The organism is Stutzerimonas stutzeri (assembly GCF_002909485.1).
Classification (GTDB): Bacteria; Pseudomonadota; Gammaproteobacteria; order Pseudomonadales; family Pseudomonadaceae; genus Stutzerimonas; species Stutzerimonas stutzeri_AH.
Window position 1 is genome coordinate 87,585 of record NZ_PPXG01000004.1, and the last position, 14,717, is coordinate 102,301.

16 protein-coding genes are annotated in these 14,717 nt (G+C 62.9%); 11 read left to right on the forward strand and 5 right to left on the reverse strand.

The genetic code is table 11. The features are described from left to right. Positions 1-6: 6 nt before the first annotated feature. On the forward strand, positions 7-981 hold the full coding sequence (gene motB / locus CXK91_RS10750; RefSeq protein ID WP_103456127.1) for a flagellar motor protein MotB: 975 nt from the start codon (positions 7-9) through the stop codon (positions 979-981). Between the two features lie 8 nt (positions 982-989). On the opposite strand, the gene rsgA is transcribed toward motB, so the two are convergent. Continuing rightward, positions 990-2,021 carry a small ribosomal subunit biogenesis GTPase RsgA gene (gene rsgA, locus CXK91_RS10755; protein WP_103456128.1) on the reverse strand — a complete coding sequence of 344 codons (1,032 nt, stop codon included), beginning with the start codon at positions 2,019-2,021 and terminating at the stop codon, positions 990-992. A gap of 120 nt (positions 2,022-2,141) precedes the next feature. Here rsgA and CXK91_RS10760 point away from each other — a divergent pair, with 120 nt between their 5' ends. Beyond that, on the forward strand, positions 2,142-2,948 hold the full coding sequence (locus tag CXK91_RS10760) for a class I SAM-dependent methyltransferase (protein ID WP_103456448.1): 807 nt from the start codon (positions 2,142-2,144) through the stop codon (positions 2,946-2,948). A 28-nt stretch (positions 2,949-2,976) separates the two neighbouring features. Further along, positions 2,977-3,519 carry an oligoribonuclease gene (gene orn, locus CXK91_RS10765; RefSeq protein WP_103456129.1) on the forward strand — a complete coding sequence of 181 codons (543 nt, stop codon included), beginning with the start codon at positions 2,977-2,979 and terminating at the stop codon, positions 3,517-3,519. A gap of 154 nt (positions 3,520-3,673) precedes the next feature. Here the strand turns inward: orn and CXK91_RS10770 are convergent, their stop codons facing one another. From CXK91_RS10770 to CXK91_RS10780, 3 genes are all read right to left on the reverse strand, one after another. Beyond that, the gene (locus CXK91_RS10770; RefSeq protein ID WP_103456130.1) at positions 3,674-4,315 is read right to left on the reverse strand and encodes an oxidoreductase; all 642 of its coding nucleotides are present in this window, start codon (positions 4,313-4,315) and stop codon (positions 3,674-3,676) included. Between the two features lie 19 nt (positions 4,316-4,334). Continuing rightward, the gene (locus CXK91_RS10775) at positions 4,335-6,008 is read right to left on the reverse strand and encodes a C13 family peptidase (protein WP_103456131.1); all 1,674 of its coding nucleotides are present in this window, start codon (positions 6,006-6,008) and stop codon (positions 4,335-4,337) included. A gap of 108 nt (positions 6,009-6,116) precedes the next feature. Beyond that, positions 6,117-6,572 carry a MaoC family dehydratase gene (locus tag CXK91_RS10780; protein WP_103456132.1) on the reverse strand — a complete coding sequence of 152 codons (456 nt, stop codon included), beginning with the start codon at positions 6,570-6,572 and terminating at the stop codon, positions 6,117-6,119. Positions 6,573-6,795: 223 nt separating this feature from the next. Here CXK91_RS10780 and CXK91_RS10785 point away from each other — a divergent pair, with 223 nt between their 5' ends. The 3 genes from CXK91_RS10785 to CXK91_RS10795 are packed head-to-tail and all read left to right on the forward strand — an operon-like array spanning position 6,796 to position 8,469. Further along, positions 6,796-7,158: a CidA/LrgA family protein gene (locus CXK91_RS10785; RefSeq protein ID WP_103456133.1), complete on the forward strand. Its 363-nt coding sequence runs from the start codon at positions 6,796-6,798 to the stop codon at positions 7,156-7,158. A gap of 5 nt (positions 7,159-7,163) precedes the next feature. Next, positions 7,164-7,874: an LrgB family protein gene (locus tag CXK91_RS10790; protein ID WP_181003949.1), complete on the forward strand. Its 711-nt coding sequence runs from the start codon at positions 7,164-7,166 to the stop codon at positions 7,872-7,874. A gap of 10 nt (positions 7,875-7,884) precedes the next feature. Further along, complete coding sequence (locus CXK91_RS10795; protein WP_103456135.1) at positions 7,885-8,469, forward strand: LON peptidase substrate-binding domain-containing protein; 585 nt, start codon at positions 7,885-7,887, stop codon at positions 8,467-8,469. Positions 8,470-8,498: 29 nt separating this feature from the next. On the opposite strand, the gene CXK91_RS10800 is transcribed toward CXK91_RS10795, so the two are convergent. Continuing rightward, positions 8,499-9,818 (reverse strand): bifunctional DedA family/phosphatase PAP2 family protein, encoded by a 1,320-nt coding sequence (locus CXK91_RS10800; RefSeq protein ID WP_103456136.1) that lies wholly within the window; start codon positions 9,816-9,818, stop codon positions 8,499-8,501. A 215-nt stretch (positions 9,819-10,033) separates the two neighbouring features. On the opposite strand from CXK91_RS10800, the gene CXK91_RS10805 reads away from it, so the two are divergent. From CXK91_RS10805 to mrdA, 5 genes are read left to right on the forward strand one after another with little or no spacing between them, the layout of a single operon-like run. Further along, positions 10,034-11,299: a glutamate-5-semialdehyde dehydrogenase gene (locus CXK91_RS10805; protein WP_103456137.1), complete on the forward strand. Its 1,266-nt coding sequence runs from the start codon at positions 10,034-10,036 to the stop codon at positions 11,297-11,299. Next, on the forward strand, positions 11,299-11,958 hold the full coding sequence (nadD, locus tag CXK91_RS10810) for a nicotinate-nucleotide adenylyltransferase (RefSeq protein WP_103456138.1): 660 nt from the start codon (positions 11,299-11,301) through the stop codon (positions 11,956-11,958). The genes CXK91_RS10805 and nadD overlap by 1 nt, the downstream gene beginning before the upstream one ends. A 15-nt stretch (positions 11,959-11,973) precedes the next feature. Continuing rightward, on the forward strand, positions 11,974-12,333 hold the full coding sequence (gene rsfS, locus CXK91_RS10815) for a ribosome silencing factor (RefSeq protein WP_103456139.1): 360 nt from the start codon (positions 11,974-11,976) through the stop codon (positions 12,331-12,333). Between the two features lie 2 nt (positions 12,334-12,335). Next, the gene (gene rlmH / locus CXK91_RS10820; RefSeq protein WP_103456140.1) at positions 12,336-12,803 is read left to right on the forward strand and encodes a 23S rRNA (pseudouridine(1915)-N(3))-methyltransferase RlmH; all 468 of its coding nucleotides are present in this window, start codon (positions 12,336-12,338) and stop codon (positions 12,801-12,803) included. Positions 12,804-12,821: 18 nt separating this feature from the next. Next, positions 12,822-14,711 (forward strand): penicillin-binding protein 2, encoded by a 1,890-nt coding sequence (gene mrdA, locus CXK91_RS10825; protein WP_103456141.1) that lies wholly within the window; start codon positions 12,822-12,824, stop codon positions 14,709-14,711. Positions 14,712-14,717 lie beyond the last annotated feature (6 nt).

A 14,717-nucleotide genomic window follows, 5' to 3' on the forward strand; every position in this document is an offset into this window, starting at 1 on the left:
TTCGTCATGGACAATACCCAGCCGATCATCGTCAAACGGATCAAGAAGGTCGCAGGTGGCCATCATGGCGGAGCCTGGAAGATCGCTTTTGCCGACTTCGCTACGGCGATGATGGCGTTCTTTCTAGTGATGTGGCTGCTGACTACGGCCACGCCGGAGCAAAAGCTGGCGATTTCCGGGTACTTTCAGGACCCCCTTGGCTTCACCGAGAGCGCCAGCCCTCATGTCATCGATCTGGGCGGGACACCTACACCTTCGCCGGAGCGCACTCTTAACCAGGAGCTCGAGCCGGCGCCGATCGAGATGCAGGCCGACCCTGGGCAGGCGGAAAACTTTGCCGAGCAGTTGGAGCGCGAGCGCCTCGAGCTGGTGTTGCAGGAGCTGCAGAACAAGGTCGACGAAAACCCCGAACTGCAGAAGTTCAAGGATCAGATCCTCTTCGAGATCACTCAGGACGGTCTGCGTATCCAGATCATGGATGCCGCGAACCGGCCGATGTTCGCTCTCGGTAGCGCGCAGCTGCAGCCCTATTTCGAGGACATCTTGCTGGCGCTGGTCGAGACCATTGCTGCCATACCGAACAAGATCAGCATCAGCGGCCACACTGACGCGAAGCCCTTTGCGGGTCGTGGGGATTTCGGCAACTGGGAGCTCTCGGCTGGGCGTGCCAATGCCGCACGTCGGACGCTGGTGATCGGCGGTTATCCGGAGGACCAGATTGCGCGAGTGGTGGGCTACGCATCGTCAGCGCTGTTCGACCGCAAGGATCCGTACAACCCGGTCAATCGACGCATCGATATTCTGGTGCTGACCAAAAAGGCACAGCGTTCGATCGAAGGTGAGCAGCCCGATGCGGCCGATACTCCTGCGCCGCAGCAGGCTCCAGCCACTGATGAGCCGCTTCAGCCGCAAGCGCTACGCGAGCGGCTGAATATCTTCGAAGACGGTGTGCTGCAGCTCAGTCAACCGGAAAAACGCTGACTGCCAACTCAGTATTCCGGCTCTGGCAGGCTGCTGAGGATGTGTCGGTAGCTGGCCATGCGCTGGGGTTGGATGCGCCCGTCTTCCAACGCTTGGAGCAGTGCGCAACCGGGCTCGCGATCATGTTTGCAGTCGCGGAAACGGCAATGCCCGAGCAGATCCTGGAATTCGATGAAGCCCGCTTCTACATCGGCTCGGCTGACATGGCCAAGGCCGAACTCGCGAATACCGGGTGAGTCGATCAATTCGCCGCCGCCGGGAAAGTGGAACAACCGTGCAGTGGTGGTGGTGTGAGTGCCCTTGCCGGTCATTTCCGAAAGCGCTCCGACCCGCGTGTCGACGCCAGGCAGCAGGCTGTTCACCAGCGAAGACTTGCCCACGCCCGACTGCCCGACGAAAACGCTGACGTGCCCGTCCAGTCTCGCCTTGAGCGTATCCATGCCGTCGCCGCCATGGGCAGAGACTTCCAGTAGCGGATATTCCAGCTGGCGATAGACTGCGAGCAAGCGGCTTAGAGCCGGTTCGTTGTGCTCGTCGATCAGGTCGGCCTTGTTCAGCAGCAGCAGCGGAGTGATGCCGGCATGCTCGGCTGCAACCAGGTAACGGTCGATCAGGTTGGCGTGGGGCTCAGGCAGCGGTGCAAAGACGATGACGATCAGGTCGACGTTCGCCGCCACCGGCTTGAGCTGGCCGCGGGTGTCCGGTCGGCAGAGTTCGGAGTGTCGCGGCAGCTGTGCAACGATGACGCCGATCCCTTGATTGCCGGGGCGCCAGACCACGCGGTCGCCGGTGACCAAGGCTGGCAAATTGGCGCGTAGGTGGCAGCGGAACACCTGGCCGCTCTGATCGCCTTCCAGCGCCTCGACCTCGACCTGCACGCCGAAATGCGCAATGACCAGGCCAGTCTGCTCTGGTCCGAGATCGCCGCCTTCGAGTTCTTCGAGGGTGCGGCTCTCGCGACGCGCGACGCGGGCGGCGCGCTCTTCCTGGATTTTCTCGATGCGCCAGTTCTGGCGGCGGTTGAGTTGGCGTTTGGCCATGGAGTCGGGCTGTCTCTGGGGTTGGTGAGCGAGTCTAGCACGCCGCACCTTTGCGGCTGGCGGCCTGTATGGCGAAGGGGCTGGCGGGTAGACTGTGGCCCTCACTTGATGATGGCCGTCATGTCCGTGTCTGTCCTTACTCGCCTGCCCGTTCTGCGCGCGTTGCTTGCCCAGCTATTGGCGCTGCCGGTCATCTGGCTGCTGTTGCTGGGCTTGGCATGGGCGTTCGGTGTCAGTCCAAGTCTTATCGGCATCGCCGTGGCCCAAGGCTGCATTGCGGCGGTTGTCGGTGCTCGCCTAGGGCTATCGGCTTGGTGGCTGCCGATCAATCTGGCCTTTGTGCCCGGTCTGCTGCTGATGCAGGATCTGGCCGTGCCGGGCTGGTTGGCGCTGGGTGCATTCGCCCTGTTGCTGCTGGTGAACTGGAACGCCTTTACCGAACGGGTGCCGCTTTACCTGACCGGCCGCGAAGCTGAGCGCCAGTTGCATGACCGGCTGGCTGTGCTACCGGGCAACTTCCGTTATATCGACCTGGGCAGCGGACTGGCCGGTACGCTGACGCGACTTGCCCAGGCGTTTCCGGCGGCTCAGTTCGTGGGCGTTGAAACCGCGCCGTTGACGTTCGCTCTGTCCTGGCTGCGCTGCCTGCCCCGGCGTAACTGTCATGTCCGCCTGCTCAGCTTGTGGCGGGTCGACCTGGCCGGGTACGACGTCGTGTATTGCTTTCTTTCGCCAGCACCCATGGCGGCGTTATGGGAAAAGGCGCACGCGGAAATGCGCCCCGGCGCCCTGTTGGTCAGCAATAGCTTCGAAATCCCCGGGGTCGAGCCGACAGAAGTGCTCCAGCTCGATGACTGGCGTGGCTCGCGCCTTCTGATCTGGCTTCCTGGTGGCCCGGCACCTGACGGCGCCGGTACGAGCGGCTAAACTGCGCCGCACAGCCAAGGAGCCCGCCATGCAAAACCCGCAGAACCTGATTTGGATCGACCTGGAAATGACCGGTCTGGATCCGGACAACGACGTCATCATCGAGATGGCGACCATCGTCACCGACAGTCAGCTCAATGTGTTGGCTGAAGGGCCGGTCATCGCGGTACACCAGAGTGATGAAACGCTTGCGCGCATGGATGAGTGGAACACCCGCCAGCATGGCGGCTCGGGCCTGACCCAGCGGGTGCGCGAGAGCAGGATTTCCACTGCAGAGGCCGAGCAGCTGACGTTGGCCTTCCTCGAGCAATGGGTGCCCAAGGGTAAGTCACCCATCTGCGGCAACAGCATCTGTCAGGATCGACGCTTCCTCTACCGGCAGATGCCAGAGCTGGAAGCCTATTTCCACTACCGCAACCTGGACGTGTCGACGCTCAAGGAACTGGCGGCACGCTGGGCGCCGCAGATCATGGAAGGCTTCAAGAAGAGCGGCACACACCTGGCGCTCGATGACATTCGTGACTCCATCGCCGAGCTGCGCCATTACCGCGAGCATTTCATCAAGGTCTGAAGGCGGCGTGAGCCGTAAGGCCCATGAGAAAGCCTGGCGAGGCCAGGTGGATGTAAAAAGCGACATCCACCCTACGTCACTATCGCCTGCGGGCGCGTGTGACGAACCGCCTCTATGGCAGTAGCCCGCACCCGAGAGCAGAAGGCCCGCTGAACTATTTCCCCAACTTGCGCAGTTCGTCCGACTCAACGATGCGCACGCCTTCGCCCTCTTCCAGCGCCAGTCGCCATAGTGCGCGAGCAAGCGTGCAGGTCTCGATGCCGTGGTACTTGCCTGGCAGCAACTGCGACAGCGGCGCCGCGATGCGCTCGCTCAATCGCGGCTCGAGGCGCGGGCCGATCAGCTGAGAGGGGCGGGCGATGGTCAGCTGTGGCCAGTTCTGCTGCTGTAGCGCCGCTTCCATTTCGCCTTTGACCTTGAGGTAGAAGATCGAGCTGTCCGGATTGGCGCCCAGCGAGCTGATCACCAGTAGATGACGCGCGCCCATTTCCTTCGCCCGGCGGGCAAATGCCAGTACCAGATCGTGATCGATGGCGCGAAACGCTTCCTGTGTGCCGGCCTGCTTGAGCGTGCTGCCCAGGCAGCAGAAGGCTGTATCGATCTCGCCGCTCAGGGTGGGCAGCAAGGGCTGCAGTTCACCGACCGGATTTTCCAGGCGCTGATGGGTGGCCAGCGGCTTGCGCGTAGGCGCCAGCACGCGCTCGACGGTGGGTTCGTTGAGCAGGCGATCGAGCAGGTGCTCGCCAGTGAGTCCGGTGGCGCCGGCAAGCAAAATACGCTGTGGCGTCAAATACATGGTCTAGCTCCTGTGGCGATCATTGGGTGGCATTCCGCTGCAGCAGTTGCTGCCAGCGTTGGACAACCGATTCAGGTGCCCACAATTGCGGTTCCGATGCCTGATAGTCGTCGGCCTGCTCGCGTTCGGCAACCTTTGCCGCTGCCAGCGTGAACGCTTGCACTATATCGTCGGTTTCCTGCAGCGCTTCGGCGAACAGCGCACGGCCGAAGTAAGTGAAATCGCTCTGTTCCGAGCAGCCAAAGGACACCCGATCGGCGCGTGCGGCGGTCATGATCAGCGTGTGATCGTTTTTCAATGGCTCGATGAAGCCGCCGGAATAGCAGGCCGAGATAACCAGCACGGTGTTACGCCCGGCGAGCGGCGCGAGCAGTTGCGCCAGGTCGGCCGCGGGCAGGTCGTCCAGCGAAAGGCGTGGCTGGTTCAGCACCAGTTCGTGATCGGCCGAACCATGGCTTGTGAAGTAGAGAAAGATCAGATCTTCCTCGCCGCTGCGTTCGGCCAGCGCGCGAACTGCCCGTGCCAGGTTTTCCCGGGTCGCCAGCGGGCGATCGGCCAGGCGATCACGATGGTTGACCAGGCTGAGCTGGCCGTGAGCGGCGAAGCGTTCGGCAAGCAGTTGCTGCACATAGTCGGCCTCGCGCATGAACACGCTTTGGCGGCCGTCGCCGGCAACCGTAAGCGTGTAGAGCTCCTGGGCCGGGCTGGAGAGGGGCAGTGCTTCGATGGCCCGTTGGAGTAGGGTGCCCTGTTCGAGCAGGGCGATTTCGAGCGGGTCCGGCAGGGCGCGTCCTCGCTCGTCGCGCACGCGCCTGTCGTTACGCCAGATGCCGCGAAGCGTGGTGCCGTCGGCCTGGGTCAGTACGCCATCGCCGTCGAAATGCCCGCGGCGGAAACCGCCGGTATAGAAGCTGCCGTCGGCGCGATCGAGGCGGCCCTGGCCGTGGTAGCGCCAATTGCCCAACTGACCGCTGTAGCGGCTGCCTTCGGCAGTGACATGCGTGCCGGTGCCACTCAGTTCGCCGCGGACGAAGGTGCCGCTCCAGACGTTGCCCTCGCTGTCCTCGTAGCGGCCCTGGCCGTGGAACTGGTCGTTCTCGAACTGCCCGCTGTAGCGCTCGCCCTGATCAGTCGAAAAGCTGCCCTCGCCGTTCAAGCTGCCGGCGCTGAAATGGCCGCTGAGCAGGCCGTCGGCGTCGCTGCGGGTGCCGGGGCCATCCGGCTGGCCTTTGCTGAATTGGCCTAGATGGCTGAAACCATCGGCGTATTCCAGCTTTCCCTGACCGTGGTAGAGGTTGTTTCGAAGCTCGCCTTCGTAGACCGTACCGTCCTGGCTGAAACGGCCATGACCGTGCATCTGACCGCCCTGGAATTCGCCTTCGTAGACGCCGCCCTCGGAATAGCTGAAACGGCCGAGGCCGTCGAACAGGCCGTGCTTGAACTCACCCTCGTAGCGATCGCCGGTTGCGCTGTGCCAGGTGCCCAGGCCGTGCCACTGGCCGTCCTTGAACTGGCCGAGGTAATAGCTGCCATTCGGGTAGTCGATGCGCCCGCCGCCTTGCAGCAAGCCGTCGACGATGTTGCCGCGATAGCGGCCGCCGTCTGGCAGAACCGCATCCGCTGGCAGGAGTGGTTCGCCCTCACCGCAGGCGGTAAGCAGGGCGATCAGTAGAAGGGGAACGAGGCGCAGCATGCGGACATCAGCTCAATCAGGAAGCCCGCAGTATGCGGACATCAGCTCAATCAGGAAGCCCGCAGTATGCCGCAAACCGAACGGGCTGCGGCAATGGCGCAGTGACAGTCAGAGGATGCACAGCGCCAGGGTTTCGGCGATGTAGGCCGGTTTTTCCGAGCCTTCGATCTCCATCACCGCGCGTGCTTTGAGCAGCCATTGCCCCGGGTTCTTTTCAAAGGCATCAATCAGCGTCAGCCCAAGGCGTACGCGCGAACCGACACGCACCGGCTGGATGAAACGCAGGCTGTCCAGGCCGTAGTTGACGCCCATCCGAGTGCCTTCCGGTACGACCAACAGATCCCCGGACAGCATCGGCAGCAGCGATAGCGACAGAAAGCCGTGGGCGATGGTGCCGCCGAATGGTGTTTGGGCCGCTTTCTCTGTGTCGATGTGGATGAACTGGTGGTCACCTGTGCAGTCGGCAAACTGGTTCACACGCTGCTGATCGATGGTCAGCCAATCGGAATGGCCCAGTTCTTTGCCGATGTAATCCTTGAGCTGTGCGACGGGTACCTGTGGCATGTGTCCTCCTGATTGTTCTTGTGCTGCTGCATTGCTGTGCAGCCAGAGGTGCGGCGGCCAGGCCGAATCGATTGCCGGTGTCTCGCGCCGCGTGCCGGGCTAGATCAGCACGGGTGTGCGTTGCCGCAAACCAGCATCGGCAGCGCGAATGGCCTGTCATAGCGTCGCACGGGCGGCTGTCGGCGTTGCCCTTTATACTGTCGCAATTTTGCGGGAGGCTCCCATGCTGCTCAGAGGTCTGACCTGGCTGGTCGCGTTCCAGTTGCTCGGCACCGTACTCAACGTGCTGTTCCTGCCGATGCTGCCGGGGCCGATCATCGGAATGGTGCTGCTGTTTGCCGGGCTATTGGCGCGTGGTCGCGCCAGCGAGTCGCTGCAATTGGCGGCGAGCAGTCTGTTGCGCTATCTGCCGTTACTGCTGGTGCCGCCGGCGGTGGGGGTTATGGCCTACACCGAGGCGATTCTCGACGACTTCTGGGCCATCGTCGGCGTGCTGGTGATTTCGCTGCTGCTTTCGCTGATCTTCACCGGTTGGCTTATGCAGACGCTGATCCGGCGCAAACAGCGTCGGCAGGAGGGCACATGATGGAGCTGCATTGGCATGCCGCCTGGCAGGCGCTGATCCATCATCCGCTGTTTGGCGTAGGCATCACCCTGGCGGTCTTTCAACTGGCCTATGCCGCGTACGAGAAAACCCGCTGGGTATTTCTGCAGCCGGTACTGGTGTCGATGACGCTGATCGTCGGCGTTCTGCTGCTGTGCGGAATCGACTATGACGAATACCGCATTAGTGCGCAGTGGCTGACCATCCTGCTTGGCCCTGCCACCGTCGCCCTGGCCGTGCCGCTGTACCTGAACCTGCGGCGGATACGCGAGTTGTTCGGCCCAATCGTGATCACGCTGTTGATTGCAGGCGTGTTTGCCACGGCGCTGGGTATGGCGTTGGCCTGGTTGTTTGGCGCAGAGCGGATGATTCTGATGACGCTGGCGCCCAAGTCGGTGACCTCGCCAATCGCCATGCTCGTGGCCGAGCAGATCGGGGGCGTGGTAGCCCTGGCTGCGGTGTTCGTGATGATCACCGGCGTGCTCGGCGCGATTCTCGGTCCGGAACTGTTGCGCCGGTTTGGCGTTCAGCATCCTGCGGCCCGCGGCATTGCGCTCGGGCTGACCGCCCATGCCGTGGGTACCGCGCAGGCGCTGCAGGAAAGCGAAGAGTGCGGTGCGTTCGCGGCCCTGGCCATGAGCCTGATGGGGGTGATGACTGCGGTGCTGTTGCCGCTGGTGGTTGCCTTGCTGTTGTGATGGAGTCCCCATGAGATTGCCGTTGTTCCCGCTGGATACCGTGCTGTTCCCAGGTTGTTTCCTCGATCTGCAGATCTTCGAGGCGCGCTATCTCGACATGGTCAGCCAGTGCCTCAAGGCCGGACATGGCTTTGGAGTGGTGCATATTCTGGAGGGCAATGAAGTCGGCGCCGCGCCGGCATCGTTCGCTCATATCGGTTGCGAAGCGCTGATTCGTGACTGGCAGCAGCTGCCCAATGGCCTTTTAGGCATTCGGGTGGAGGGGGGAAGGCGGTTCAACGTGGATTCATCCGAGGTGCTGCGTGACCAGCTGGCCGTTGCGCAGATCACTTGGCGCAACGAGGCCGCTACCCGGCCGCTAGCCGAGCAGCACGCCGACCTGGTGGTGTTGCTTGCGGCCCTCGGCCAGCACCCGATGGTGAAAACACTTGGGCTGGGTGGTGCCGTGAGCGATCAGGCGTCCCTGGCCAGTCAACTGGCCTACCTGCTGCCGTTCGAGCCGGAACAGAAGATCGAACTGCTCGGGTTGGATGAGCCGGAGCTGCAGCTCGCGCAGATCCAGAGTCTGCTCGAACAGTTACAGGACGGGGCGTAGTTCGACTGTGCGACGGTCGGCGCGCGTGCCTACTGGTACTGATACATCTGCATCGCCGTTGGCAAAGCCCAGATGCTGAATGCACCAAGCAGGCCCAGGCAGGCCGGCAGGATCAGCCACCATACTTTCGGGGGCATTGGGGCCAGCGGACTGCGCCATTGCACCAGGGTCAGGCTGGCTGCGCATATGCTCGAGGCCAGCAGGGCGCCGGCGGTGACATCGCTGGTCCAGTGCACGCCCAGATAGACTCGTGAGAGCGCAATCGCCGTAGCCGGCAAGCTGGCCAGCACCAGCCAGGCGAGGCGCAGCCGTGGTGGTTGGCCGCGGCCAGCGAGAACGCCTAGGGTGAGAAAGAAGGCGAATGCCGCCGAGCTGTGCCCGCTGGGGAAGCTATAGCTGCTTAGCGGCTCCATCAGCACCTCCGGGCGAACGCGGGCGAAGGTTGCCTTCAGCGCGCCGTTGGCCAGGGCCGTACCCAGAAGCGTGATGACGGCGAACACCGCAGTGCGCCACTGACGCAAAACGAGGAGCAAAACGCACAGCAATACCGCGGCCCATAGCTGAGTGTGGAAGTCGCCGGCACGTGTGACGACCACCATGATGCGATCGAAGGTGGTGCTGCGCTCGCCCTGGATGACCGCGAGCAGCCCTTCGTCTAGCTCCTTCAAATGTGGCCAGCCGAAAAACAGGCCGAGCAGAATGGCGACGCTGATCCCGGCCGACAGCGCGGTCACCCAGCGGAGCTGTCGCAAGCTGCCGAATGCCGTTGCTGCAATCAGCGTCAGCAGGGCGCCGACCACAACTGCGGCCTCGCTCCAGAATCCTTCTTCCAGCGGCAGGCGCATGGCGGCTCCAGCGCTCCAGCCTGGCAGCAGGTAGGCCATCGACCAGCCTGCTGCGGCAAACAGGCTGACCAGCAGGAAGCGCCCGAATGGCATGTCGAGCATGCCGGCGGTCATCGGCAACATCGGCCGCAAGGGGCCGATGAAGCGGCCCACCAGCAGGCTGGCCACGCCATAGCGTTGAAAATAGTGCTCGGCGCGCAATAGCCACTCCGGATGGTCGCGCAAGCCGCGCAAGCTGCGAATGCCCTGGTGATAGCGTCGCCCGAGTGCATAGGAAAGCAGGTCGCCTATCAGTCCGCCGATAAACCCCAGCAGCAGCGTTTCGCCGAGGGTCAGGACGCCACTGCCAGCGAGAACTGCGATGGCAAAGACGAGCACCGTCCCTGGGATGATCAGGCCGACCACCGCCAGGCATTCCATGCAGGCGACGATCAACAGCGCCAGGCCGAGCCATTGTGGGTGGTTGGTCAGCCATAGGGTGAGGGTGTCGAGCCATTGGCTCATGCGAAATTCCTTGAAACGGGACCGCCTTTCGACCTGACGAAAGGCTCGTGGGTTTCCTAAGGCGATGATACCTGCGCAGTAAGGCCGTACGCGGCGCCCTATGGACTTGGAGGGCACCGCTACATTCGACGACCCTTTCGCCGGGCGCCGCTGTGCGGGAACGTCCGGGGTGGCTATAATCAGCGGCTTTCCCTTCAGTCAGGCCAGCTAGATCCATGACCGAGTCCGTACTCGATTACATGACCCGCCTGGGCCGCGCCGCGCGCGAGGCCTCGCGAGTGCTCGCGCGCGCCAGTACGGCGCAGAAGAATCGTGCGCTGCAGGCCGCTGCGGCTGCGCTCGACGCCGCCCGTGATGAGCTGGTGACCGCCAATGAGCTGGACCTTGCTGGTGGGCGTGCTAACGGTCTGGACGCAGCGATGCTCGATCGGCTGGCGCTTACGCCCAAGGTGATCGACGGCATGATCGAAGGCCTGCGCCAGGTCGCCGCACTGCCGGATCCGATTGGCGAGATCAGAGATATGCGTTACATGCCTTCCGGTATCCAGGTCGGCAAGATGCGCGTGCCGCTAGGCGTGGTCGGAATCATCTATGAGTCGCGCCCGAATGTGACCATCGACGCCGCCAGCCTGTGCCTGAAGTCGGGCAACGCGACGATCCTGCGAGGCGGTTCCGAGGCAATTCACTCCAACCAGGCCATCGCCCGCTGCATCCAGCTCGGTCTCGCCGAGGCCGGGTTGCCGGCAGCCGCCGTGCAGGTCGTGGAGACCACTGACCGGGCCGCGGTCGGCGCGTTGATCAGCATGCCGGAATTTGTCGATGTGATCGTGCCGCGCGGCGGCAAGGGCCTGATCGAGCGCATCAGTCGCGACGCACGCGTGCCGGTGATCAAGCATCTGGACGGTATCTGCCATGTCTATATCGACATCGCGGCAGACGTGGACAAGGCCATCCGCATTGCCGACAACGCCAAGACCCAGCGCTTCGCGCCTTGCAATACCATGGAGACGCTGCTGGTTCATCAGGGCATTGCCGAGAAGGTCCTGCCACCGCTGGCCGCCATCTATCGCGAGAAAGGTGTTGAGCTGCGTGGCTGTATGGGCACCCAGACGCTGCTTGGCGGCGATGTGCTCGCGGCCAGCGAAGAAGACTGGTCCACCGAGTACAACGCGCCGATCCTGTCGATTCGCATCGTCGACTCGCTGGATGCAGCCATCGAACACATCAATCGCTACGGCTCGCAGCATACCGACGCGATCGTCACCGAGAACTTCACCGATGCACGGCGCTTTCTCACCGAAGTGGATTCCGCTTCGGTGATGGTCAATGCCTCGACACGCTTCGCCGATGGTTTCGAGTACGGACTGGGGGCGGAGATCGGCATCTCTACCGATAAACTCCACGCCCGCGGCCCGGTCGGGCTGGAAGGGCTGACCAGCGAGAAGTACGTGGTTTTTGGCGACGGACACGTCCGTACCTGATGAGCCAAGGCAGCGGCGCCCGGCGCATCGGTATTCTTGGCGGCACCTTCGATCCGGTGCACATCGGTCACCTGCGCGGCGCGCTGGAAGTGGTCGAGATGTTCGGCCTTGATGAGCTGCGGCTTATACCCAATGCGCGGCCGCCGCACCGCGACACCCCCAATTGCTCGGCGCAGGATCGCCTGGCGATGGTCCGCCTAGCGGTGCAGGATCTGCCACCGCTGTGCGTGGACGCTCGCGAGCTGGAGCGGGAGAAGCCGTCCTATACCATCGATACGCTGATTTCCTTGCGCGCCGAGTTGGGCGCGGACGACCAGCTGCTGCTGGTGGTGGGCTGGGATGCCTTCTGCGGGCTGCCTACCTGGCATCGCTGGGAGGAGTTGCTTGATTACTGCCATATTCTGGTCCTGCAGCGGCCGGATGCCGGCAGCGAGGCACCGCAGGAGCTGCGCGATCTTCTCGCCGCGCGCAGTGTGCCCGACCCCCAGGTGCTCTGCGGGGGCAGCGGGCAGATTGCCTTCGTTTGGCAGACACCGTTGGAAGTGTCAGCTACACAGATTCGTCAATTGCTGGCCAGCGGCAAGTCGGTCCGATTTCTGGTTCCCGATGCTGTACTGGCTTATATCAACGCGCACGGGCTGTACCGGGCGTCGAACTGAGGTTGTTTTCACGTTATGCAAATTGAAACTTTGGTCCAGCTGGCGGTAACCGCCCTGGAAGATCTGAAAGGCCAGGACATCACTACCATCGATGTCCGCGGCAAGACCAGTGTCACCGACTACATGATCATCGCCAGTGGCAGTTCCAGCCGGCACGTCAAATCCCTGGTGGAGAATGTGCTGGAAAAGGTCAAGGAACAGGGTGTGCGTCCGCTCGGTAGTGAAGGCCTCGAGGGTGGCGAATGGGCCCTGCTCGACCTGGGTGATGTGGTCGTCCACGTGATGCAGGTGCCGACCCGCCAGTTCTACGACCTGGAGCGCCTCTGGCAGGGTGCGGAGCAGAGTCGCGCGCAGCACGGCCACGAATCGGAGTAAACGTGCGTATCAAGCTGATTGCGGTCGGCTCGAAGATGCCGCGCTGGGTCGAGGAAGGCTGGCAGGAATACGTAAAACGCCTGCCCTCCGAACTGCCGCTGGAACTGCACGAGATACCGCTCAATACCCGCGGCAAGAATGCCGATGTAGCGCGGTTGATTCGCCAGGAAGGCGAGGCGATGTTGGGCAAGGTGCAGGCGGGTGAGCGCATCGTCACGCTTGAGGTGCATGGCAAGCCTTGGAGTACCGAGCAGCTGGCAGCGGAGATCGAACGCTGGCGGCTCGACGCGCGCAACGTCAATCTCATGGTCGGCGGTCCGGAAGGGCTGGCTCCTGAGGTTTGCGCGCGCAGCGAGCAGCGCTGGTCGCTGTCACCTCTGACGCTACCTCATCCGCTGGTGCGTATCCTCGTCGGCGAACAGATTTATCGCGCCTGGACGCTATTGTCCGGTCATCCTTATCACAAGTAGTTCGCGAACCTCCTCACCATGCCGCAACCGATTCAGCTCAAGGACCATGAAAAGGACGCCCTGCTAGTACGCCGGCGCGTCATCGTGGGCCTTGCTGTTGTATTGGCGCTGATCGGCGTGCTGGTTGCGCGGATGTATTACCTGCAGGTGGTGCAGTTCGAGCACCATTCGACGTTGTCGGAGAACAACCGCGTCCATGTGCAGCCGATCCCGCCCAACCGTGGCCTGATCTTCGATCGCAAGGGCCGTGTCATCGCCGACAACCGCCCCAGCTTCAGCCTGACCGTCACACGCGAGCGGGCCGGTGACTGGAAGGCAGTGCTCGACTCGGTTGTCGCGGTGCTGGAGCTGAGTGAGGAAGAGCGCGGTCTGTTCGAAAAGCGCGTGCTGCAGGGGCGCCGACCATTCGAGCCGGTGCCCATCATGTATGAGCTCTCAGAGGAACAGATCGCGCGCATTGCCGTAAACCAGTTCCGTCTGCCGGGCGTCGAGGTGGCCGCGCAGCTGGTTCGGCACTATCCACAGGGCGCGCACTTCGCCCATTCGGTGGGTTACGTCGGGCGGATCAACGAGCAGGAGGTCAAGCAGCTCGATCCGGTCAATTACAGCGGAACGCACCACATCGGCAAGACGGGAATAGAGAAATTCTACGAAGACGAATTGCATGGGCAGGTCGGCTACGAAGAGGTTGAGACCAACGCCCGTGGCAGAGTCCTGCGTGTGCTCAAGCGAACCGATCCGGTACCTGGCAAGGACATCACCCTGTCGCTCGATCTGGATTTGCAGGAAGCCGCCGAGAACGCGCTGGGTGGGCGTCGCGGCGCGATCGTCGCGTTGTTGCCCGCCACAGGAGAGGTCGTGGCGATGGTCAGCCAGCCGAGTTTCAATCCCAACCTGTTCGTTACAGGTATCAGTTTCAAGGATTACGGCGAGCTACGCGATTCCATCGATCGCCCGCTGTATAACCGCGTGCTGCGGGGGCTGTATCCGCCGGGCTCGACGATCAAGCCGATGATGGCCGTCGCAGGTCTCGACGCGGGTGTGATCACTCCGACCAGTCGTGTCTTCGATCCGGGCTTCTTTCAGCTGCCCAACGTGAAACACAAGTACCGCAACTGGAACCGCAGCGGCGACGGCTGGGTGGATCTGGACCTGGCCATTGCCCGCTCCAACGACACCTATTTCTACGATTTGGCCCACAAGATGGGGGTCGATCGTATGCACGACTACATGACCCGGTTCGGGCTCGGGCAGCGCGTTTCGCTGGACATGCATGAGGAGACCGCCGGTCTGATGCCGTCGCGCGACTGGAAGCGCGCGCGTTATCGCCAGCCCTGGTATCCGGGGGAGACCGTCATTCTCGGTATTGGCCAGGGCTACATGCAGACAACGCCGCTCCAGCTGGCCCAGGCTACCGCCTTGATGGCTAATCGCGGCAAGTGGATTCGTCCGCACCTGGCGCGCAGCATTGCCGGCAGGGCGCCCGTCGATCCGGACCCGATTCCTGACATCCAGCTGCGTGATCCGCGCTTCTGGGATTATGCGAACCATGGAATGGAGCAGGTGCTGCACGGTGCTCGCGGCACGGCACGGAAGGTTGGTGAAAGCTCGGTCTACCGTATCGCCGGCAAAAGCGGGACCGCCCAGGTGGTCGCAATCCGCCAGGGCGAGAAGTACGACAGCGCCAAGCTTGCTGAGCGGCATCGTGATCATGCGTTGTTCGTCGCGTTCGCTCCGGCCAATGATCCGAAGATCGCGGTGGCGGTAATGGTCGAGAACGGCGAATCCGGTTCCGGTGTGGCCGCGCCCGTAGCCAAGCAGGTAATGGATGCCTGGTTGCTGGACGAAGAGGGCAAGCTGCGGGTGGAATTCGCTCCGCCGCTGACTGTAGAAGGTAAGGCGCCATGAGCGGCA